General features: G+C 74.6%; 21 protein-coding genes. 15 read left to right on the plus strand and 6 right to left on the minus strand.

The window, feature by feature from the left end; all coding sequences use genetic code 11:
* Positions 1–24: 24 nt before the first annotated feature.
* From DQ239_RS11545 to whiG, 5 genes are all read left to right on the plus strand, one after another.
* Positions 25–381 carry a YraN family protein gene (locus DQ239_RS11545; RefSeq protein WP_113834545.1) on the plus strand — a complete coding sequence of 119 codons (357 nt, stop codon included), beginning with the start codon at positions 25–27 and terminating at the stop codon, positions 379–381.
* Positions 378–1,898 carry a YifB family Mg chelatase-like AAA ATPase gene (locus DQ239_RS11550; RefSeq protein ID WP_113834546.1) on the plus strand — a complete coding sequence of 507 codons (1,521 nt, stop codon included), beginning with the start codon at positions 378–380 and terminating at the stop codon, positions 1,896–1,898. Before DQ239_RS11545 ends, DQ239_RS11550 begins: the two co-directional genes overlap by 4 nt.
* Positions 1,895–3,154: a DNA-processing protein DprA gene (dprA, locus tag DQ239_RS11555; RefSeq protein ID WP_113834547.1), complete on the plus strand. Its 1,260-nt coding sequence runs from the start codon at positions 1,895–1,897 to the stop codon at positions 3,152–3,154. Before DQ239_RS11550 ends, dprA begins: the two co-directional genes overlap by 4 nt.
* 31 nt (positions 3,155–3,185) lie before the next feature.
* Positions 3,186–4,121: a tyrosine recombinase XerC gene (locus DQ239_RS11560; protein WP_113834548.1), complete on the plus strand. Its 936-nt coding sequence runs from the start codon at positions 3,186–3,188 to the stop codon at positions 4,119–4,121.
* Positions 4,122–4,211: 90 nt separating this feature from the next.
* Positions 4,212–5,012 (plus strand): RNA polymerase sigma factor WhiG, encoded by an 801-nt coding sequence (whiG, locus tag DQ239_RS11565; RefSeq protein WP_113834549.1) that lies wholly within the window; start codon positions 4,212–4,214, stop codon positions 5,010–5,012.
* Positions 5,013–5,248: 236 nt separating this feature from the next.
* Here the strand turns inward: whiG and DQ239_RS11570 are convergent, their stop codons facing one another.
* The gene (locus DQ239_RS11570; RefSeq protein WP_113834550.1) at positions 5,249–5,749 is read right to left on the minus strand and encodes a M23 family metallopeptidase; all 501 of its coding nucleotides are present in this window, start codon (positions 5,747–5,749) and stop codon (positions 5,249–5,251) included.
* A gap of 300 nt (positions 5,750–6,049) precedes the next feature.
* Between DQ239_RS11570 and rpsB the strand changes: the two genes are divergently transcribed.
* The 5 genes from rpsB (at position 6,050) to DQ239_RS11595 (ending at position 10,669) form a co-directional block, all read left to right on the plus strand.
* Positions 6,050–6,994, plus strand: a complete 945-nt coding sequence (gene rpsB, locus DQ239_RS11575) for a 30S ribosomal protein S2 (RefSeq protein ID WP_113834551.1) — start codon at positions 6,050–6,052, stop codon at positions 6,992–6,994.
* A 78-nt stretch (positions 6,995–7,072) separates the two neighbouring features.
* Positions 7,073–7,888: a translation elongation factor Ts gene (tsf, locus tag DQ239_RS11580; RefSeq protein WP_113834552.1), complete on the plus strand. Its 816-nt coding sequence runs from the start codon at positions 7,073–7,075 to the stop codon at positions 7,886–7,888.
* A 159-nt stretch (positions 7,889–8,047) separates the two neighbouring features.
* Positions 8,048–8,818, plus strand: coding sequence for a UMP kinase (gene pyrH, locus DQ239_RS11585; RefSeq protein ID WP_113834614.1), 771 nt, complete (start codon positions 8,048–8,050; stop codon positions 8,816–8,818).
* Positions 8,819–8,876: 58 nt separating this feature from the next.
* Positions 8,877–9,434: a ribosome recycling factor gene (gene frr / locus DQ239_RS11590; RefSeq protein ID WP_113834553.1), complete on the plus strand. Its 558-nt coding sequence runs from the start codon at positions 8,877–8,879 to the stop codon at positions 9,432–9,434.
* Between the two features lie 23 nt (positions 9,435–9,457).
* The gene (locus DQ239_RS11595) at positions 9,458–10,669 is read left to right on the plus strand and encodes a phosphatidate cytidylyltransferase (RefSeq protein WP_113834554.1); all 1,212 of its coding nucleotides are present in this window, start codon (positions 9,458–9,460) and stop codon (positions 10,667–10,669) included.
* 63 nt (positions 10,670–10,732) lie between these two features.
* Here DQ239_RS11595 and DQ239_RS11600 read toward each other — a convergent pair whose 3' ends face one another.
* Positions 10,733–11,875: a GNAT family N-acetyltransferase gene (locus tag DQ239_RS11600; RefSeq protein ID WP_113834555.1), complete on the minus strand. Its 1,143-nt coding sequence runs from the start codon at positions 11,873–11,875 to the stop codon at positions 10,733–10,735.
* A 17-nt stretch (positions 11,876–11,892) separates the two neighbouring features.
* Here DQ239_RS11600 and DQ239_RS11605 point away from each other — a divergent pair, with 17 nt between their 5' ends.
* Complete coding sequence (locus tag DQ239_RS11605) at positions 11,893–12,534, plus strand: TrmH family RNA methyltransferase (RefSeq protein ID WP_113834556.1); 642 nt, start codon at positions 11,893–11,895, stop codon at positions 12,532–12,534.
* Here DQ239_RS11605 and DQ239_RS11610 read toward each other — a convergent pair.
* Entirely contained in the window at positions 12,531–13,397 is an 867-nt protein-coding gene (locus DQ239_RS11610; RefSeq protein WP_113834557.1) for an alpha/beta hydrolase, read from the minus strand. The genes DQ239_RS11605 and DQ239_RS11610 overlap by 4 nt on opposite strands.
* Positions 13,398–13,426: 29 nt before the next feature.
* The gene (locus DQ239_RS11615; RefSeq protein WP_113834558.1) at positions 13,427–14,194 is read right to left on the minus strand and encodes a UDP-galactose-lipid carrier transferase; all 768 of its coding nucleotides are present in this window, start codon (positions 14,192–14,194) and stop codon (positions 13,427–13,429) included.
* Between the two features lie 92 nt (positions 14,195–14,286).
* Between DQ239_RS11615 and rlmN the strand changes: the two genes are divergently transcribed.
* On the plus strand, positions 14,287–15,459 hold the full coding sequence (rlmN, locus tag DQ239_RS11620) for a 23S rRNA (adenine(2503)-C(2))-methyltransferase RlmN (RefSeq protein WP_113834615.1): 1,173 nt from the start codon (positions 14,287–14,289) through the stop codon (positions 15,457–15,459).
* Complete coding sequence (locus DQ239_RS11625; protein WP_113834559.1) at positions 15,456–16,175, plus strand: VIT1/CCC1 transporter family protein; 720 nt, start codon at positions 15,456–15,458, stop codon at positions 16,173–16,175. The genes rlmN and DQ239_RS11625 overlap by 4 nt, the downstream gene beginning before the upstream one ends.
* A 4-nt stretch (positions 16,176–16,179) precedes the next feature.
* On the opposite strand, the gene DQ239_RS20620 is transcribed toward DQ239_RS11625, so the two are convergent.
* Entirely contained in the window at positions 16,180–16,506 is a 327-nt protein-coding gene (locus DQ239_RS20620) for a DUF2631 domain-containing protein (RefSeq protein WP_233489098.1), read from the minus strand.
* Positions 16,507–16,628: 122 nt separating this feature from the next.
* Between DQ239_RS20620 and dxr the strand changes: the two genes are divergently transcribed.
* Both dxr and DQ239_RS11640 read left to right on the plus strand, forming a co-directional pair.
* On the plus strand, positions 16,629–17,834 hold the full coding sequence (gene dxr / locus DQ239_RS11635) for a 1-deoxy-D-xylulose-5-phosphate reductoisomerase (RefSeq protein ID WP_233489099.1): 1,206 nt from the start codon (positions 16,629–16,631) through the stop codon (positions 17,832–17,834).
* A 10-nt stretch (positions 17,835–17,844) separates the two neighbouring features.
* On the plus strand, positions 17,845–19,188 hold the full coding sequence (locus DQ239_RS11640) for a site-2 protease family protein (protein WP_113834561.1): 1,344 nt from the start codon (positions 17,845–17,847) through the stop codon (positions 19,186–19,188).
* Here DQ239_RS11640 and DQ239_RS11645 read toward each other — a convergent pair.
* Positions 19,104–20,048: an EamA family transporter gene (locus DQ239_RS11645; protein ID WP_113834562.1), complete on the minus strand. Its 945-nt coding sequence runs from the start codon at positions 20,046–20,048 to the stop codon at positions 19,104–19,106. The genes DQ239_RS11640 and DQ239_RS11645 overlap by 85 nt on opposite strands.
* Between the last annotated feature and the right edge of the window lie 105 nt (positions 20,049–20,153).

Genomic DNA, 20,153 nt, shown 5'->3' on the forward strand with positions numbered 1-20,153 from the left:
GCCCCGCCCGCCGAAGGTGGACGGGTGCCTCCTCTCCGCCTCGGCGACCACGGCGAGCGCCTCGCCGCCACCTACCTGACCGACGCCGGTCTGCGCGTCCTCGACCGCAACTGGCGGTGCCGCGAGGGCGAGCTGGACATCGTCGCCCGCGACGACGGCGCGCTCGTCTTCTGCGAGGTCAAGACCCGCCGGGGCACCGGCTACGGCCATCCGGCGGAGGCGGTCACCCCGGCCAAGCAGCGCCGCATCCGGCTGCTGGCCCAGCGGTGGCTGGCCGCGCACGACGAGCACGCCCCGGTGATCCGCTTCGACGTCGTCGGCGTCCTCGTCCACCGGGACCGGCCTGCCGACGTCACGCACTTCCCGGCGGCCTTCTCGTGACGCTGGCGCGCACCTGGTCGGTGGGGCTGGTCGGCGTCCGGGGGGCGCTCGTCGAGGTGGAGCTGGACATCGCGCAGGGTCTTCCGGGGGTGGCGCTCGTGGGCCTCCCCGACGCGGTGGTGCGGCAGTCGGTCGACCGGGTGCGCGCGGCGGTGGTGAACACCGGTGGGGAGTTCCCGGCGCGGCGCATCACGATCGGGCTGTCCCCGGCGTCTATGCCGAAGCAGGGCAGCGGGTTCGACCTCGCGCTGGCCGTCGCGGTGCTGGCCGCCGCCGGCACGGTGCCGGCCGCCTCGATCGACCGGCTGGTGCTGCTCGGCGAGCTGGGGCTCGACGGGTCGGTGCGGCCGATCCGCGGGGTGCTGCCGGCCGTCCTGGCCGCGGCGCGCGCCGGGCACGAGCAGGTCGTCGTCCCGGCCGCCAACGCCGACGAGGCCGCGCTCGTCGACGGCGTCGAGGTGCTGGCGGTCGGGTCGCTGGGTCAGGTCGTCGAGCACCTGGCCGGGCGCTGCCGGTTGGCGGCGCACGAGCGCGCGGTCCCGCCCGACGCCGCCCCGATCGCCGACCTCGGGGACGTGGTCGGCCAGTCCGTGGGCCGCCGGGCGGTGGAGATCGCCGCCGCCGGGGGGCACCACCTGTTCCTCGCCGGGCCACCGGGCGCGGGCAAGACGATGCTCGCCGAGCGGCTGCCGGGGCTGCTCCCACCGCTGGACGAGCAGGCCGCCTTGGAGGTCACCGCGATCCACTCGATCGCCGGGACGCTCCCGTCGGCCGCCCCGCTGCTCACCCGGCCGCCGTTCGAGGCGCCGCACCACTCGGCCACGATGGCGGCGCTGGTCGGCGGCGGGTCGGGGCAGATTCGTCCCGGTGCGCTGTGCCGCGCCCACCGCGGGGTCCTCTTCCTGGACGAGACGCCCGAGTTTCCGCGGGCCGTGCTCGACACGCTCCGCCAGCCACTGGAGCGCGGGGAGGTCACCATCTCGCGCGCGTCCGGTGCGGCCACGTTCCCGTGCCGGGCCCAGCTGGTCTTGGCCGCCAACCCGTGCCCCTGCGCCAGCGCCGCGGGGGACACAGCGTGCACCTGCAGCCCGCTCGAGCGGCGCCGCTACCGCTCGCGGCTGTCCGGACCCCTGCTCGACCGCATCGACCTGCGCGTGGAACTGCCGCCGGTGACCCGCGCCGCCTGGCTCGACGGGGTCGGCGAGCCGGAGTCCACCGCGGTCGTCGCCCGGCGGGTGCTGCAGGCGCGCGCTGTGGCGGCCGAGCGGCTCGCGGGCACCGGTCTGGCGCTCAACAGCCAGGTGCCCGGTCGGCTCCTGCGCGGCCGGTTCGCCCCACCGCGGGCGTCGCTCGCGCTGGCGGAGCGGGCGCTGGAACGCGGCGCGCTGTCCGTCCGGGGGTTCGACCGCGTCCAGCGGGTCGCGTGGACCCTGGCCGACCTGGCGGGGCACACCGTGCCCGGCCCGGACGAGATCGCCGAGGCCCTCGGCATGCGTCTCCAGCGGGCCGCGGCATGACCACGCTCGACGAGGACCTCGAGGACGCCGCGTCGGCGGGCGATCCGGCGCACCCGGGCCTGCGGCGGGCGCGGGCCTGGCTCAGCCGGGCGGTCGAGCCGGGGACTGTCGATCTCTGGCGCTACGTCGACCACCTCGGGCCGGTGGTGGCGGTGCAGCGACTGCGCAGCGGCGCGGCCCCGGACACGCTGCGGTCCCTCGTGGGTGCGCGGACCGAGCAGGACGCGACCCTGGCCGACCTGCAGCGCGCGGAGCGGTGCGGCGCCCGGCTGGTCACCCCCGAGGACGACGAGTGGCCGTTCCTGCAGTTGCACGCGCTCACGCTCGCGGTGGCCGACGAGCCGGCCGATCGGCGCCACCAGTCGGAGCGGACGAAGGCACCCGTACCGCCGCTGGCGCTGTGGGTCCGCGGACCGGGCCGGCTCGACGAGCTCGCCGACCGCTCGGTGGCCGTCGTCGGCTCCCGCGCCTCGACGGCGTACGGCGAGCACGTCGCCGCCGAGCTGGGCCACCAGCTGGGTGAGCGGGGCTGGACCGTCGTCTCCGGCGGCGCCTACGGCATCGACGCCGCCGCGCACCGCGGCGCGCTGGCAGCGGAGGCGCCGACGATCGCGGTCCTCTCCTGCGGGGTCGACCGTCCCTACCCGGCTGCGCACGGCGCGCTCTTCCACCGCATCGCCGAGACGGGTCTGCTGGTCAGCGAGTGGCCGCCGGGCTCGGCACCACTCAGGCACCGCTTCCTCGTCCGGAACCGGCTGATCGCCGCCCTGACCCGGGGCACGGTCGTGGTCGAGGCGGCTGCCCGCTCGGGGGCCTTGGCCACCGCGCGACGGGCCCAGGACCTCGGCCGCTCGGTGCTGGTCGTGCCCGGCCCGGTGACTTCAGCGATGAGCGTCGGCTGCCACGAGCTGCTCCGCGACGAGCAGCTGGGCGCCCGGCTGGTCGCCTCCGCCGCCCATGTCATCGACGCCGTGGGCAGCATCGGCGCCGACCTGGCCGATCCCGCGCCCCGGCCGGAGTCGGTGCGCGACGGGCTGTCCGACCTGGCCACCCGGGTCCTCGACGCCTGCCCGGTGCGGATCGGGGTGAGCCCGGAGCGCCTGGCCGCGGTCGCAGGCTGCGACGTCCTCGAGGTGCTGCGCGTGCTGCCCGCGCTCGAGCTGGCCGAGCTCGTGCAGTGGACCGGCACCGGTTGGCGGGTGACACCGCCGCCGAAGCCGGCGCGCGGGAAGGGCCGGCCCGGCGTGGCGTCTTGACCGGCCGGGCGGGTCGACGGACGGTTCCGCCATGGCGACGGGGACGGCGGACGCGCGCTCCGCGCTGCCGCCGGCCCTGGCCGAGGTGCTGGCCGGCTACGAGGAGCACCTCGCCAGCCAGCGGGACCTCTCCGAGCACACCGTCCGCGGGTACGTCACCGACGTCGTCGGGCTGCTCGACCACCTCGCTCGCCGTGGGGGAGAGCAGGCGCACCACCTCGACCTCCCCGCGCTGCGCAGCTGGCTGGCCCAGGGGCGCACCAGGGGGCACAGTCGCGCCACCACTGCCCGGCACGCCGCCGCCGCGCGGTCGTTCACCCGCTGGCTGCGCCGGTCCGGGCTCACCACCGAGGACGTGGGACTGCGACTGGTCAGCCCCAAGGCGCACCGCACCCTGCCCGACGTCCTGGCACCCGACCAGGCCCGCGCGGTCGTGGAGTCCGCCGCCGGGGCCGAGGAGCCGGTGGGCCTGCGCGACGCCGTCGTCCTCGAGCTGCTCTACGCCAGCGGCATCCGCGTCAGCGAACTCGTCGGCCTGGACGTCGACGACCTCGACCGGGGGCGCCGGGTGCTGCGGGTCCTCGGCAAGGGCCGCAAGGAGCGCACCGTCCCCTACGGAGTGCCCGCCGAGGCCGCTCTCGAGGCCTGGCTGACCCGAGGCCGCCCGGCCCTCGCGGCCGCCTCCTCCGGGCCGGCGCTCCTGCTGGGCGTCCGCGGAGGCCGGCTGGACGCTCGCGAGGCGCGCCGCATCGTGCACGCCGCCGTCTCCGGCACGGCCGGCGCGCCCGACATCGGCCCGCACGGCCTGCGGCACTCCGCGGCCACCCACGTGCTGGAGGGCGGCGCGGACCTGCGGTCGGTCCAGGAACTGCTGGGTCACGCTAGCCTCGCGACGACGCAGATCTACACGCACGTGACCGTCGAGCGGCTCCGTGCGGTCCACGCCCAAGCTCACCCCCGGGCCTGAGCGGGGGACGGGTGCGGATGGGACGGGCGGCGGGAACCATGAGGCAGGACCACGGGGCGCGAGCCCGCGGCGCGAGCAAGGAGGGCCACCGTGCCTGAGGCAACGATCTCCCGGACCGACGAGTCGTCCGAGGACACCGACGCCTTCATCGCCCAGCTGTGGGCGGACTACGTGGCCGACCGCGACCCGGGCCTGCGTGACCGGCTGATCCTGCACTACGCGCCGCTGGTCAAGTACGTCGCCGGCCGCGTCGGCAGCGGTCTGCCCAGCCACGTCGAGCAGGCCGACCTGGTCTCCTACGGCACGTTCGGCCTGATCGACGCGATCACCCGGTACGAGCCGACCCGCGAGGTCAAGTTCGAGAGCTACGCGATGGCCCGCATCCGCGGCGCGATCATCGACGAGCTCCGCAACACCGACTGGATCCCGCGGTCGGTGCGCATGAAGGCCCGCCAGTTCGAGCGCACCGTCGCCGAGCTCGAGGCCCGGCTGCACCGCACGCCGACCGACGACGAGGTCGCCGACGCGATGGGCATGGACGTCGAGGAGATCCGCAAGTTCCTGGGCCAGCTGTCCCTGGTTAACGTCGTCGCCCTGGACGAGCTGCTCACCGACGACGACGGCGGCTCGCCACGCCTCGGGGACACCCTCCAGGACACCCGCGCGCTCGACCCGCAGGCGATGGCCGAGAACGGCGAGGCCCGCCAGCTGCTGGCCCGCGCGGTGGAGCAGCTGCCCGAGCGGGAGAAGGTCGTCGTCTCGCTCTACTACTTCGAGGGCCTCACCCTCGCCGACATCGGCCGCGTGCTCGGCGTGACCGAGAGTCGGATCTGCCAGCTGCACACCAAGGCCGTGCTCCACCTGCGCACCAAGCTCGCCGACATCGCCTGACGCCGGGCCAGCACGCGTGGCTACCGCACGCGGCGGTCGGGCGAGGGGTTGGACCCGGGCGACCCACGTCCGCGCCAGCAGTGAGCACCTGGGGTTCAACGATCCCGCGCGGCGGCAGCCCGGCCAGGCATCGTCCGGGTGCCGACGATGTGCGACGACGGCGTGTTCTAGCCGCGGAATGCGCCGCAGGCGCACATCGCTGCGCCGCCGGTGCAGCACCTCCGCGGCCACCGGGCTCAGCGCAGGGGGAGCAGCCGCACCCGCACGACGAGCAGCAGCAGCGGGTCGAGGTACTCCTCCCCGCGGCGCAGCCCCCAGTGCAGGCAGGCCTCGACCGGGCAGCCGGCGTGCCCCGGCGCCAGCGTGCCGACGGGGGAGCCGCGGGCCACCCGCTGCCCTGCGCCCACGACCGGGTCCACCGGCTCGTAGGTCGTCCGTAGCCCGTCGGCGTGGTCGATGCTCACCACCGGCCGGCCGGCCACCATCCCGGCGAACACCACGACCCCGTCGCCCGCGGCCAGGACCGGCGTCCCGGGTGCAGCGCCGAGGTCCACGCCCCGGTGGCCTGGACCGTAGGCGTGCGCGGGCGGCTCGAACGGCCGGGTCACGTCCGGCCGGCCCGCCACGGGCGACGTCCAGGCACCGACGACCGGGGGCGCCGGTCCGGCCGCCGCGGGCACCGGTGCGAGCACCGCCACGACGAGGGCCGTGAGGACGGCGGGGAAGGCAGCGCGCATGCGCCGATCCTGGGTCCGGGGACCGCCCGGTGAACGGTCCGGCGAGCGGCTGTGGAGAGCGGCCGACGGCGGGGAGACCACCGGCCGCCGTCGCGTATGCTGTCGGATGCGACCCGTCCGTCGGGTCGACTTCGCGCGTCCTCATCCCGCCGACACGGCGGGGCGATCGCCGCCTCGGTCCCGGTCCGCAACGGCCGGGGGAGCGGTGACGCAGGACGCCAGGGCGGTCGCCACCCGGTGCCCGCGACAACCGGAATCACGCGCGGCCCGCGGCCGCGCGCGTACAGCAGAGAGGCTGCAATGGCAGTCGTCAGCATGAAGCAGCTGCTCGACAGCGGCGTCCACTTCGGGCACCAGACCCGCCGCTGGAACCCGAAGATGAAGCGATTCATCTTCACCGAGCGCAACGGCATCTACATCATCGACCTGCAGCAGACGCTCGGGTACATCGACAACGCCTACGAGTTCGTCAAGCAGACGGTCGCGCACGGTGGCTCGATCCTGTTCGTCGGCACCAAGCGCCAGGCGCAGGAGGTCGTCGCCGAGCAGGCCACGCGCGTGGGCATGCCCTACGTCAACCAGCGCTGGCTCGGCGGCATGCTCACCAACTTCCAGACGGTCTTCAAGCGCCTCGAGCGCCTCAAGGAGATCGAGGACATGGAGCAGACCGGCGTGCTGGTCAGCCTGTCCAAGAAGGAGCAGCTGGTCCTCAGCCGCGAGAAGGCGAAGCTGGACCGCTCCCTCGGCGGCATCCGCGACATGAAGAAGGTGCCCAGCGCCATCTGGATCGTGGACACCAAGAAGGAGCACATCGCCGTCGGCGAGGCCCGCAAGCTGAACATCCCCGTCGTCGCGATCCTGGACACCAACTGCGACCCCGACGAGGTCGACTACAAGATCCCGGGCAACGACGACGCGATCCGCAGCATCGCCGTGCTGACCCGCGTGGTCGCCGACGCCGTCGCCGAGGGCCTCATGGCCCGCTCGGCCGCGCAGGCCAACGCCGCCCGCGAGGACGGGGCTGAGCCGGTCATCGGCGGCGACCAGCCCCTGGCCGACTGGGAGCGCGAGCTGCTGACCGGTGGTGACGCCGCGGCCGCTCCGGCCGACGACGCCACCGCCACCCCGCTGCCGGAGACCCCGGCCGAGCCGCCGACGGTCACCGCCGAGGAGGTCGCCCCGGTCGAGGGCGTCCCCGCCACCGGCAGCACCGAAACCGGCACCCAGGGCGCCGAGAACGGCTGATCGCCCGGCGCCGTCCCCGAGCCGGGGACGGCGCCGCGGCGCGCCCTAAGCACACACAGACTCCAGAGGAAGAGAGACATGGCTGACTTCACGGCGGCCGACGTCAAGCGTCTCCGCGACGCCACCGGCGCCGGCATGATGGACTGCAAGAAGGCCCTGACCGAGGCCGACGGCGACTACGACAAGGCCGTCGAGCTGCTGCGCGTCAAGGGCGCCAAGGACGTCGGCAAGCGCCTCGAGCGCTCGACGACCAACGGCATCGTCGTCAGCAAGGACGGCGCTCTGCTCGAGCTGGACTGCGAGACCGACTTCGTCGCCAAGAACGCCGACTTCATCGCGCTGGCCGAGCGGCTCATCGAGATCGGCCTGCAGAACAAGCCGGCCGACGCCGAGGCGCTGCTGGCCACCGAGGTCGACGGCCAGACCGTCGCCGCGCTGGTCGAGGGCGAGTCCGCCCGCATCGGCGAGAAGCTGGTGCTCTCCCGCTTCGTCGCGTTCGAGGGCACCGTCGCCACCTACCTGCACAAGCGGGCCACCGACCTGCCCCCGGCCATCGGTGTCGCCGTGCAGTACAGCGGTGGCAGTGAGGACGCGGCCCGCAGCCTGGCGATGCACATCGCCGCCGCGCGCCCGCGCTACCTCACCCGCGAGGAGGTCCCGGCCGAGGCGGTCGAGACCGAGCGTCGCGTCGCCGAGCAGACGGCCAAGGAGGAGGGCAAGCCCGAGCAGGCGATCGCCAAGATCGTCGAGGGTCGGGTCAACGCCTACTACAAGGACTTCGTCCTGCTCGAGCAGCCGTCGATCACCGAGCCCAAGCGCACGGTGAAGCAGATCGTCGACGAGGCCGGCCTGACCGTGGAGCGCTTCGCGCGCTTCGAGGTCGGCCAGGCCTGAGCAAGGACCCCCTTGCCCCCCACCGCTCGCACGCTCGCGGCGGGGCCCTGCAAGGGGGCCGTTCCAGCACCTCACGGCGGCCCCGCTCCCTTCACGGAGAGCGGGGCCGCTCGTGCGTGCGGCAGGATCACCACACTGATGTCGAACGAGGGATACGCGTTGACCGACACGACCGCACCACTGTCCGCGCCCACCGCGTTCCAGCCCGCCGACGGCGCCGGCTACAAGCGCGTGCTGCTCAAGCTCTCCGGTGAGGCGTTCGGTGGCGGGACGGTCGGCATCGACTCCGGGATCGTGCACAGCATCGCCCAGCAGCTCGCCGACGTCGTCGCCGGCGGCACCCAGGTCGCCGTCGTCGTCGGTGGTGGCAACTTCTTCCGCGGCGCGGAGCTCGCCCAGGCGGGCATGGACCGCCGGCACGCCGACTACATGGGCATGCTCGGCACGGTCATGAACGCCCTGGCCCTGCAGGCGTTCTGCGAGCAGGTGGGGCTGGAGACCCGGGTGCAGACGGCGATCACGATGGGCCAGGTCGCCGAGCCCTACATCCCGCGCAAGGCCGTCCGGCACCTGGAGAAGGGCCGGCTGGTCATCTTCGGTGCCGGTGCGGGCATGCCGTACTTCTCGACCGACACCGTCGCCGCCCAGCGGGCGATGGAGATCGGCTGCCAGGTGCTGCTGATGGCCAAGAACGGCGTCGACGGCGTCTACGACGACGACCCGCGCACCAACCCCGATGCCGTCATGTACGACCACCTGGACTACGCCACGGTCCTCGCCGACGAGCTCAAGGTCGCCGACGCGACCGCGATCAGCTTGTCGATGGAGAACCGGATGCCCATCGTGGTGTTCAACCTGCTGCGCGACGGCAACATCGCCCGGGCGACCGCAGGTGAGAAGATCGGGACGCTGATCAGCCAGCCGGCCTGACACCGGCGCACAGACGAGGACGATGGCGGAGCGAGAACCGCCGCAGGAGGGACACCCCGTGATCGACGACACCCTGCTCGATGCCGAGGAGCGGATGGACAAGGCCCTGTCGGTCGCCCGGGAGGATCTCGGCTCCGTGCGCACCGGCCGGGCCGCGCCCTCCATGTTCAGCAAGATCATGGTCGACTACTACGGCGCCTACACCCCGGTGCCGCAGATGGCCTCCATCACCGTGCCCGAGGCGCGCATGGCCGTGATCAAGCCCTACGACATGAGCCAGCTGACCGCCATCGAGCGGGCCATCCGCGACAGCGACCTCGGCGTCAACCCGACCAACGACGGCCAGGTCCTGCGGGTCGTCTTCCCGCAGTTGACCGAGGAGCGTCGGCGCGAGCTGGTCAAGCAGGCCCGGTCCAAGGGCGAGGACGCCAAGATCGCCATCCGCAACATCCGCCGGCGCGCCAAGGACGAGCTCGACCGCATCGCGAAGGACGGGGAGGCCGGCGAGGACGACGTCCGCCGCGCGGAGAAGGAGCTCGACAGCCTCACCGAGCAGCACGTGGCGCACGTGGACGAGGCGATGAAGAACAAGGAGACCGAGCTGCTCGAGGTCTGAACACCGACGACGGCTTCCCGCTGATGACGCCTCCCCCCGCCGACCGCCCGGGCTCCCTGCGCCCGGGCTCGACGCCGTTCCCCTCCGGACCGCACGCCGCGACCGGCAGATCCGTCGGCGACACCGGGCCGGTCGGCCGCTCGCGTGCGGTGCCCCCGCTCCCGCCGCTGCCCTCCCGGGCGCCGGTGAGCGCCCCCGACGCGACGGTGGAGGCGTCCGCGGTCGCACCGCCCGCCGCTGACGCGGTGGCCGACCTCCCGACCGGGGAGCTGACGGAGGCCGGTGAGCCGACGGAGGCCCGGGAGCTCACGGAGGCCCGGGAACTGACGGAGGCCGGGGAGGCGGACATCGGGGAGGCGCTGGACGAGCCGGCGACGACCGACGTGCCGGTAGCCGCGCTGCCCGAGACCGAGAAGCCGGTGGACGGCCACGGCCGGGCCGGCCGCGACCTGCGCGCCGCGATCGGCGTGGGTGTGGCCCTGGTCGCGGTGATCATCGGCTCGCTGGTCGTGCGGCGCGAGGCCTTCGTCGTCCTGGTGGTCGTGGCCATCCTGGTCGGCGTCGTCGAGCTGACCCGCGCCCTGCAGGCGGGGTCCTTCCGCGCGCCCGTGGTGCCGCTGCTGGTGGGCTCTGTCGCGATGCTCGTGCTGGCGTGGAGCCGCGGCCCGACGGGGCTGGTCACCGGCTTCCTCGTCACGGCGCTGGCGGTGCTGCTCTGGCGGCTGGGGGACGGCCCGGCCGGCTACCTGCACGACGCCGCCGCCGGCGTGCTCGTGGCGCTCTACGTCCCCCTGCTGGCCGGGTTCGCCGTCCTGCTGGTGGTCCCCGACGACGGCGTCGCCCGGGTGCTGGCCCTCATCGCCACGGTGGTCTGCAGCGACGTCGGCGGCTATGCCGCGGGGGTGCTGTTCGGCAAGCACCCCATGGCGCCCTCGATCAGCCCGAAGAAGTCGTGGGAGGGCATGGCCGGCTCGGTGCTGGCCTGCGTGGCCGTCGGCGTCGCGCTGTTCACCCTCACCTTCCACGAGCCGTGGTGGGGCGGGGCCCTGTTCGGCGTCGCGATCGCCGTGTCGGCCACCATCGGCGACCTCGGTGAGTCGCTGATCAAGCGGGACCTCGGGATCAAGGACATGGGTAACCTGCTCCCCGGCCACGGCGGGCTCATGGACCGGCTGGACTCGCTGCTGCCCTCGGCCGCGGTCGCTTACCTGCTGCTCTCCCTCTTCGCCCCCTAGAAGGACCCCGCTGCCCCCACCGCTCGCAGGCTCGCGGCGGGACCCTGCAGCGGGGCCGTTCCATCAGGCGGCGGAGGTGACCCACCAGGTGCGCCCGAGGTCGGCGAAGCCGCGGTGGGCGTACCAGTGCCGGGGCCAGTCGTCGGCGGCCGCCTCCAGCACCACCAGGTCGCACCCGGCCGCGGCGGCGAGCTCCAGCGCCCGGGCCACCAGCGCGTCGCCGTGCCCCCGGCCGCGGTGCGCCGGGTCGGTCATCACCGACTCGAGCGCGGCCGTGGCGCCGTCCACCCGCAGCTGCGCGGCGGCCACGACCCGGCCCTCCTCGCGCACGGCGAGGTCGGTCACCGCGACGACGAGGTCGTTGAGCCGCTCGCGGCCGATCAGCTGGCCGACCACGGCGTCGAGCCGCCCCGGCGGAAGGTCGAGGTCGCGGCGCCAGGACCGGTCCCAGAGGTCGTGCACCTCGGTCTGCGCGACCACCTCCACGCGGCTCCCGGCGGTGCCCACCGGCGGGTCGGCGGGGGAGCGGCCCATGAGCACCAGTTCCTCGGCCGTCCAGCCCTGCCGACCCAGCGCGGCCGCCACCTGGCCGGCGCCGGGCCAGGTGAGCTGCGCGGCCCGGTGCGGCCAGCCGGCGTTCCCACCGACCTCCTCGGCGGTGGCGGCCACCGTCGCCGCGTCGACCGGGGTGCTCAGCACCAGGCGGTTGTTGTCGTGCGACGACGGGACGTCGGGGTCGAGCACCGCCACACCACCGGGGACGTCTCCGACGCCGACGGCCCGGCGCACCGGCACCGAGGTGTACAGCGCCACCGCTCGCCCGTGCCGGTCGCCCGGCGCGGGGAGCACCGGCTCCACCGGCGGCCGGTAGGGGACGACGGCGACGATGGCGCTGGTCGGCAGCGGGCCGTAGAGGTGGGGGAACAGCATCCCGGGCGGGTCCTCGGGACGGCCGGGCTCGAAGCGCACCGGATCGGCCAGCCGGGCGGGGTCGACCACGAGCAGCACGAGGTCGCGCCGGCCGGGGAACAGCGCGGCCGCCGGCAGGTGCACCTGCGCGGGGGTGGAGAGGTGCACGAAACCCACCGCCTCCAGCGACGGAGGACGCACCGCGCCGTCGTCCAGGGCCGTCCGCCACTCACTCGGCTCGATGAGGTGCAGGAGCACGTCGGGCTCGGGACGCGGCCGAGGGGTGCCTGTTGCCACCCTGAGATCCTGCCCTGGTGACCGACGACGAGCTGGCCGGCCCCACCGACTGGGGGGCCACCGTCGGCGTCGGCCCCTGGCCGGGCTCCTGGCCGGAGGACCCGCGCTACGACCCGGAGCTGCTCGCGCAGGGCGACCGCCGCAACGTCGTCGACCGGTACCGCTACTGGACCGTCGAGGCGATCGTCGCCGACCTCGACCGGCGCCGGCACGAGTTCTCGGCGGCGATCGAGAACTTCGGCCACGACCTCAACATCGGCACGGTGGTGCGCACCGCCAACGCCTTCCTGGCCGCCGAGGTGCACATCGTGGGCCGGCGCCGCTGGAACCGGCGCGGGGCGATGGTCACCGACCGGTACCAGCACGTGCGCCACCACCCCGACGTCGCCGCGCTGCTCGCGGTCGCCGCGGAGGAGCGGCGGCCGGTCGTGGCCGTGGACAACCACCCCGGCGCGGTGCCGATCGAGACCGCCGAGCTGCCCCGGCGCTGCGTGCTGCTGTTCGGCCAGGAGGGCCCCGGCCTGACCGAGGAGGCACGCGCCGGCGCCGACCTCACCGTCTCCATCGCCCAGTTCGGCTCCACCCGGTCGATCAACGTCGGCGTCGCGGCCGGTATCGCGATGCACGCCTGGGTGCGGCAGCACGCGACGATCGGCTAGCTGTCGAGCACCTCGCGCAGCCGGGCCGCGAAGGGCTCGGGCTCCCCGGCGTAGCCGTGCTCGCCCCCCATGAACCCGCCGTGGTGGCTCGGGAAGACCGTGAGCTCCTGGCCGAGCAGCTCGGCGGTCCCGGCGGCCGTGCGCCAGGTGAGCGTGCCGCGCGACTCCGTGCCGGCGGCCACCACGATGCGGGTCGGCGACGCGTGCACGGCGGCGACGTCGGGGCGGTAGGCGGTGACGGCGTTCGAGACGCCGGACAGCAGCGGGTCGCTCCGCGTGCCGTCGTCCTCGGCGGGCAGCCCGAACGTCTCCGGCGCGGGCACCTCGAAGTCGTCGCCGAACTCGCCCTGCCGGCTGGTGAGCGCCATGAACCCGGCCGTCCCGGCGCCCCAGCCGCGGGCGGCGTAGGCCTGCTGCACCGCCCGCTCCGCGGCGAAGACCTGCGCGGCGTCCGGCAGCACGCCGACCAATGGGGGCTCGTGCGCCACCAGGGTGCGGACGTCACCGGGGGAGCGGGCCAGCCAGGCCAGCGCGGTGACGGCGCCCCCGCTGCTGGCGAAGAGGTCCACCGGACCGGCACCGAGCGCGCCGACCAGTCGGCGCAGGTCGTCGGCCTGCTGCTCCGGGTCGTTGTCGGTTCGGCCGTCGGTGCGGGCGCTGCGGCCGAGGCCCCGCGGGTCGTAGGTGACCACGGTGCGCTCGGGGAAGAGCCCGGCGAAGGTCGCGAAGCCGGCCGCCTCCATCGGCTGCCCGATCAGGAGCAGCGGAGGCCGCCCGTCGGCGGTCGGGAGGGGCCCGCGGACGTCGTAGGTCAGGACGGCGCCGGGCACGGGGAGCGTCGCGGTCACGAGCACGGGGGTCATGCCGGTCCGACCGCCCGCACCCGGCGAACTCATCGGGTCAGCGGCGGGTCGGCGTCCATGCCGCGGGCGGCGAGCGCACGCTCGATCGCCGCGCAGACGGTGCGCACGACGAAGACCCGCGCCCACCGCTTGTCCTCGCCGGCGACCACGTGCCACGGCCCGGCCTGGTGATCGGTCCGGTCGAGCATCTCCTCGATCGCGGCCTCGTACTCGGGCCGCTTCTCGCGGTTGCGCCAGTCCTCGTCGGTCAGCTTCCACGCCTTGTACGGGTCGTCCCGCCGGGACTCGAAGCGGCGCAGCTGCTCCTCGGGCGAGACGTGCATGAAGAACTTCACCACCACCGTCCCCTCGGCGGCCAGTGACGTCTCCAGGTCGACGATCTCCCCGTAGGCGCGGCGCCAGGCCTCCTCCGGGGCGAACCCCTCGACCCGCTCCACCAGCACCCGGCCGTACCAGGTCCGGTCGAGCACGGCCATCCCGCCCCAGCCCGGCAGCGCCGGCCAGAACCGCCACAGGAAGTGGTGCCGCTTCTCGTCGGGGCTGGGTGCGGCGAACTGCGCCACCCGCGCGTGCCGGGGGTCCAGCGGCTCGACCAGCCGCTTGATGGCCCCGCCCTTGCCCGAGGCGTCCCAGCCCTCGAAGAGCACCAGGAGCGGCGGGCCGAGCGCGCCGGAGCCGATCTGGCCACCCAGGAGCAGGCGCAGGTGGGTCAGCCGCTCCTGCGCGGCGGCGAGCTGCGTCTTCGCCTCCTTCTTGTCGAGGGAGGCGGTCAGGTCGACGTCCGCGAGCCGGCTCATGCCCGGTCACCCTGCCAGGGGATCGACCGGCGGGGTGAGTTCGGTCTCCGGACCCGGTGGCCCGGCCCGCGGAGTGGGACGATGAGCAGGCCATGACTGCCCTGCCCCTCGTCTTCGACGCCCCCCGGCGCGGGATGCCCCCGCGCCACCTCGCCGACCTCACCCGCGAGGAGGCGCGCGCGGCCGTCGCCGAGCTCGGGCAGCCGGCGTTCCGCGCCGACCAGCTGGCCCGGCACTTCTACCGCGGGGTCACCGACCCGGCGCAGATGACCGACCTGCCCGCCGACGCCCGCGAGGCGCTCACCGAGGCGCTGCTCCCCGGGCTGCTCACCGTCGTCCGGCACCAGACGGCCGACGACGGCCGCACCCGCAAGACGCTGTGGCGGCTGCACGACGGCGCGCTCGTGGAGAGCGTGCTCATGCGCTACCCCGGCCGGGCCACGGTCTGCATCTCCAGCCAGGCCGGCTGCGGCATGGCCTGCCCGTTCTGCGCCACCGGCCAGCAGGGCCTGACCCGCAACCTCTCCGCCGCCGAGATCATCGGCCAGGCGGTCGCCGCCGCCGCGGCGATGGCGAACGGCGAGCTCGCCGGCGGGCCGGGCCGGCTGTCCAACGTCGTCTTCATGGGCATGGGGGAGCCGCTGGCGAACTACGCCCGCGTGCGCAAGACCCTCGATGCGCTGCTCACCCCGGCGCCGCACGGCCTGGGCCTGTCCCAGCGCTCGGTCACCGTCTCCACCGTGGGGCTGGTGCCGGCGATCCGGCGGCTGACCGACGAGGGGCGCAACGTCACCCTCGCGGTCAGCCTGCACGCCCCCGACGACGAGCTGCGCGACACCCTCGTGCCGATCAACACCCGCTGGAAGGTCGGCGAGGTCATCGACGCCGCCGACGCCTACGCGCGGAAGACCGGCCGCCGCTACTCCATCGAGTACGCCCTCATCCGCGACGTGAACGACCAGCCCTTCCGGGCCGACCTCCTCGGCAGGCTGCTGGCCGGCAAGCTCGCGCACGTCAACCTCATCCCGCTCAACCCCACGCCGGGCAGCAGGTGGGACGCCAGCCCGCTGCCCGCCCAGCGGGAGTTCGTCGCCCGGCTGCGGGCCGCCGGGGTGGCGACGACGGTGCGCGACACCCGCGGGCAGGACATCGACGGCGCCTGCGGTCAGCTCGCCGCGGCCGACAGCGTGAGCGCGCCGAGCGTCGCTCTCCCCATGCCGGCGGTCGAGCCGCCGGTGGAGCTGGGCGCCGAGGGAGACGAGTGAGCGCGGGCGCCCCGGCGGACTCCGAGGCGCACGAGCACACCCACGCCGACGTCTCGGGCGGTTGGCTGCGGGCCGCCGTCTTCGGGGCCATGGACGGGCTGGTGACCAACACCGCCCTGGTCGCCGGCGTCGGCGGCGGTGGGGCCGCCCCGCGGGCGATCGTGCTCGCCGGGGTGGCCAGCCTGGTGGCCGGGGCCATCTCCATGGCGCTCGGTGAGTTCACGTCGGTCAAGACGCAGAACGAGCAGCTCGAGCTCGAGGTGCAGAAGGAGCGCCGCGAGCTCGCCCGCAATCCCGAGGGCGAGCTCGCCGAGCTGATCGGACTGCTGCGCGACCGCGGCGTGGACGACCGGCTGGCCCGGACGGTCGCCGTCCAGCTCTCCCGCGACCCGGAGACCGCGCTGCGGCTGCACGTGGTGGCCGAGCTCGGCCTGAACCCGGACGACCGGCCCTCGCCGATGGTCGCGGCCGTGTCGTCGTTCGTGACCTTCGGCCTCGGCGCGCTGATCCCGCTGCTGCCGTTCCTCGCCGGGGTGTCGGTGCTGTGGCCCGCGCTGGTCGCCGGCGGCATCGGGCTGCTGGCGGCCGGGGCGATCTCGTCCCGCTTCACCCCGCGCCCGTGGTGGTACGCCGGCAGCCGCCAGCTGCTGTTCGGCGCGGCGGCCGCGGGGCTCACCTACCTGGTCGGCTCCGCCATCGGCGTCACCGTCGGCTGAGCCGTCAGCGGCTGCGCCAGGCGTTCCGCCGCCGCACGATGTCCCACACCAGGATGATCACCAGCAGGGCGGCGGTGCCCAGGACGTAGAGGTCCTCGACCCGGCCCTCGTGGTTGCCGACCAGCAGGGTCAGCACGATGGCCACCACGACCCAGGCGGCGCGGCGACCGGCCTTGCCGGTCTCCCCGTGCCAGCCCCAGTCGGCCGGCTCCTCGTGCTCCACCGGGTGCGCGCCGGCACGGACCACGCCCTCCTCGCGCCCGGGCTGGTTCACCCGCTCGGTGGCCGGGTTGTCCTGTGCGATCCGGCTGCGGTGCAGTGCATCGCTCACGGCGTCGTCCTCCTCGCTGGCGCTCGTGCTGGTTCGCACGGTCTCGTCCCGCATTCTGTCAGGACCCCCTGCCGGGCACCCGCCGAGGTCACCCTCTCCGCGCGCCGTGGCGGTCGGGGAGGATGCATGCCGTGACGACGCTGCGTGAGGTGACCGTTCTCGGGTCGACGGGGTCGGTCGGCCGGCAGGCGATCGAGGTGGCGCTGCAGAACCCGGACCGGTTGCGGATCACCGGGCTGGCCGCGGGCGGGGGCGACGTCGCCCGGCTCGCGGAGCAGGCGCTGGCCCTCGGCGTCCGCACCGTCGCCGTCGCCAGGGCCACCGCGGCCCAGGACCTGCAGCTGGCCTTCTACGCCGCCGCCTCGAAGCGCGGGTGGTCGCGTGGCGAGTACGCGCTGCCGGAGATCCTCGCCGGGCCGCGGGCCGCGGAGGAGCTGGCCGCCCGGCCCGCCGACGTGGTCCTCAACGCCATCACCGGGTCGATCGGGCTGCAGCCGACGCTGTCGGCGCTGGCGGCCGGCCGCACCGTGGCGCTGGCCAACAAGGAGTCGCTGATCGCCGGCGGGGACCTCGTGCTCGCCGCCGCGGCTCCCGGCCAGCTGGTGCCCGTGGACTCCGAGCACTCGGCCCTCGCGCAGTGCCTGCGCGCCGGGCAGCCGACCGAGGTGGCGCGGCTGGTGCTCACCGCCAGCGGCGGACCGTTCCGGGGGCGCTCGGCCGCCGACCTCGAGCAGGTCACCGTCGAGCAGGCGATGGCCCACCCGACCTGGGACATGGGCCCGGTCATCACCATCAACTCGGCCACGCTGGTCAACAAGGGCCTCGAGCTCATCGAGGCGCACCTGCTCTTCGGCGTGCCCTACGCCGACATCGACGTCGTCGTGCACCCGCAGTCGATCGTGCACTCGATGGTCACCTTCGCCGACGGTGCCACCATCGCCCAGGCCAGCCCGCCGGACATGCGGCTGCCCATCGCGCTGGGCCTGGCCTGGCCCGACCGGCTGCCCGAGGTCCAGCCCGCCCTGGACTGGACGGCGGCCAGCACCTGGGAGTTCCTCCCGCTGGACGAGGTGGCGTTCCCCGCGGTGCGGCTGGCCCGGGCGGCGGGGGAGACCGGTGGCGTGGCGCCGGCGGTCTACAACGCGGCCAACGAGGAGGCGGTCGCGGCGTTCACGGCGGGTCGCCTGTCGTTCCCGGGGATCGTCCAGCTGGTCGCGCGTACCCTCGACGAGGCGCCGGACCTCGGCGTCCCCACGCGCGTCGAGGACGTCCTGGCCGCGGAGAAGTGGGCCCGGGAGCACGCCCGGGGACTCATCGCCGGAGGCTGAGCTGAGCGGGTTGCTGCTGACGATCCTGGGGGTCGTGGCCTTCGCGGTGGGCCTGCTGTTCAGCATCGGCTTCCACGAGTTCGGCCACTTCTACTGGGCGCGCAGGTTCGGCATGCGCGTGCCGCAGTTCTTCGTCGGCTTCGGCCCCACGGTCTTCTCCCGCCGCTACGGGGAGACCGAGTTCGGCATCAAGGGCGTCCCGCTGGGCGGCTACATCCGCATCGTCGGCATGATCCCGCCAGCGGAAGAGGGCGAGAGCAAGCGCGCCACCCGCATGCGCAGCTTCATCGCCGAGGTGCGCGGCCAGGCCCTGGACGACGTGCTGCCCACCGACGGCGACCGCGTCTTCTACAAGAAGCCCTGGTGGCAGCGGATCATCGTGATGGCCGCGGGCCCGCTGCACAACCTGGTCCTGGCCGTCCTGTTCTTCACCGTCGTGCTCACCGCCTTCGGCATCCCCGGGGCGACGACGACGATCCGCGCGCTCCCGGAGTGCGTGCTCCCGGCCGACGCCCAGGCCCGGGAGTGCCCCGAGGACGCCGCGCCCTCCCCGGCGGTCGCCGCCGGTCTGCAGCCCGGCGACACGATCGTCGCCGTCGACGGCCGCGAGGTGTCCCGGGTGCCCGACACCGGTCAGGACGACGAGGCAACCGGCTGGGGGCAGGTCCAGGACGCGATCCGGGAGAGCATCGACACCCCCGTCGTCCTCACCGTCGAGCGCGAGACCGACGGCGCCACCCGGCAGCTCGACCTGACCGTCACCCCGATCGCCAACACCGTCCGCGTCGACGACGACGGCGACGGCGAGGCCGACGGCACCCGGACAGTGGGCTATGTGGGGGTCCAGGCGGCGCAGACCTACGTGCAGCAGCCGATCACCGCCGTCCCCGGGGCCATCGCGAACTACGCCGTCCGGGCCGTCGACCGGCTGGCCGAGATCCCGCAGCGCGTCCCGGCGCTGTTCCGGGCCGCGTTCCTGGGGGAGGAGCGCGATCCGCAGGGGCCGATCGGCGTCGTCGGTGTCGGCCGGATCTCCGGCGAGGTCTTCGCGCTGGACCGGATCAGCACCACGGAGAAGATCAGCACGTTCTTCCAGCTGCTCGCCGGGATGAACCTGGTGCTGTTCCTGTTCAACCTGCTGCCGATCTACCCCCTGGACGGCGGGCACGTCGCCGGGGCGCTGTACGAGAAGGCGCGCGCCACCGTCGCCCGGCTCCGCGGGCGGCCCGACCCCGGCCCCTTCGACATCGCGCGGCTGATGCCCGTCGCCTACGTCGTGGCGGGGCTCTTCCTGGTGCTGTCGGCGCTGCTGTTCATCGCCGACATCGTCAACCCGATCACCCTAGCCGGCTGAGCCGGCCGGGAGCCGATCAGCACGCCGGCGACCACGAGCACCCCGGCAGCCAGCTCGACCAGGTCCAGCACCTCGCCGAAGGCCAGCCACGAGGCGAGCACGCCGACCACGGGCACCAGCATCGAGAACGGCGCCACCACGTTCGAGGGGTGCCGGGACAGCAGCGAGTTCCACAGCCCGTACCCGACGAGCGTGGCGACGACGACCACGTACAGCAGCCCCAGGACCGCCGGCAGCGCCTCGGCGGTGGCGACGCCGGCCAGGGAGCGGCCGATCCGCTCCGGGCCCTCGACGAGCAGCGCCAGCGCCAGCATCGGCAGCGGCGGCACGACCGCCGACCACAGCGTGAGGTGCAGACCGTTGGGCGCCTGCGCCTGCCGGCTGCAGACGTTGCCGATCGCCCAGCCCAGCGCCCCGCACAGCGTGAGGACGACGGGCAGCCACGCCGCGGTCTGCGAGCGGTGGACGGCGATGACCGCCAGCCCCCCGACGGCGATCGCGACGCCGGCCAGCTGCCGCGCCGACAGCCGCTCGTGCAGCCAGACGCCGGCGAGCAGGACCGTGAACGGCGCCGAGGCCTGGAGCACCAGCGAGGCCAGGCCGCTGGGCATCCCGGCGGCCATGCCGAGGTAGAGGAAGGCGAACTGCAGCAGCCCGATGCCCAGGCCCACGCCGACGAGCCAGCGCACCGGGACCGGCGGCCGGGGCACGAGGAGCAGGGCGGGCAGCGCGACCAGCGAGAACCGCAGGGCGACCATGAACAGCGGCGGGAAGTGCTCGAGGGCCAGCGCCGTCGCGGGGAAGTTGACGCCCCAGCAGACGGCGACGAGGCAGGCGAGCAGGCGGTCGCGGAGAGGCACGGCGTCGAGCCTCCGGCCCCCGAGGGTGAAGGACAAGCGCAATCAGGTGCAGCGACCATGTAGCGTCGCTTCATGGTCGACGACGGGCTCTGGCACCGGGTGGAC

The organism is Blastococcus sp. TF02-09, assembly GCF_003319105.1.
Taxonomy (GTDB): Bacteria; Actinomycetota; Actinomycetes; order Mycobacteriales; family Geodermatophilaceae; genus Blastococcus.

Excerpts from the sequence above, each read along its gene's own strand:
- dprA (WP_113834547.1), top strand. The coding sequence starts at position 1,895 with ATGACCACGCTCGACGAGGACCTCGAGGACGCCGCGTCGGCGGGCGAT.
- DQ239_RS11560 (WP_113834548.1), top strand. The coding sequence starts at position 3,186 with ATGGCGACGGGGACGGCGGACGCGCGCTCCGCGCTGCCGCCGGCCCTG.
- DQ239_RS11570 (WP_113834550.1), bottom strand. The coding sequence starts at position 5,749 with ATGCGCGCTGCCTTCCCCGCCGTCCTCACGGCCCTCGTCGTGGCGGTG.
- rpsB (WP_113834551.1), top strand. The coding sequence starts at position 6,050 with ATGGCAGTCGTCAGCATGAAGCAGCTGCTCGACAGCGGCGTCCACTTC.
- tsf (WP_113834552.1), top strand. The coding sequence starts at position 7,073 with ATGGCTGACTTCACGGCGGCCGACGTCAAGCGTCTCCGCGACGCCACC.
- DQ239_RS11595 (WP_113834554.1), top strand. The coding sequence starts at position 9,458 with ATGACGCCTCCCCCCGCCGACCGCCCGGGCTCCCTGCGCCCGGGCTCG.
- DQ239_RS11610 (WP_113834557.1), bottom strand. The coding sequence starts at position 13,397 with ATGACCCCCGTGCTCGTGACCGCGACGCTCCCCGTGCCCGGCGCCGTC.
- DQ239_RS11615 (WP_113834558.1), bottom strand. The coding sequence starts at position 14,194 with ATGAGCCGGCTCGCGGACGTCGACCTGACCGCCTCCCTCGACAAGAAG.
- rlmN (WP_113834615.1), top strand. The coding sequence starts at position 14,287 with ATGACTGCCCTGCCCCTCGTCTTCGACGCCCCCCGGCGCGGGATGCCC.
- dxr (WP_233489099.1), top strand. The coding sequence starts at position 16,629 with ATGCATGCCGTGACGACGCTGCGTGAGGTGACCGTTCTCGGGTCGACG.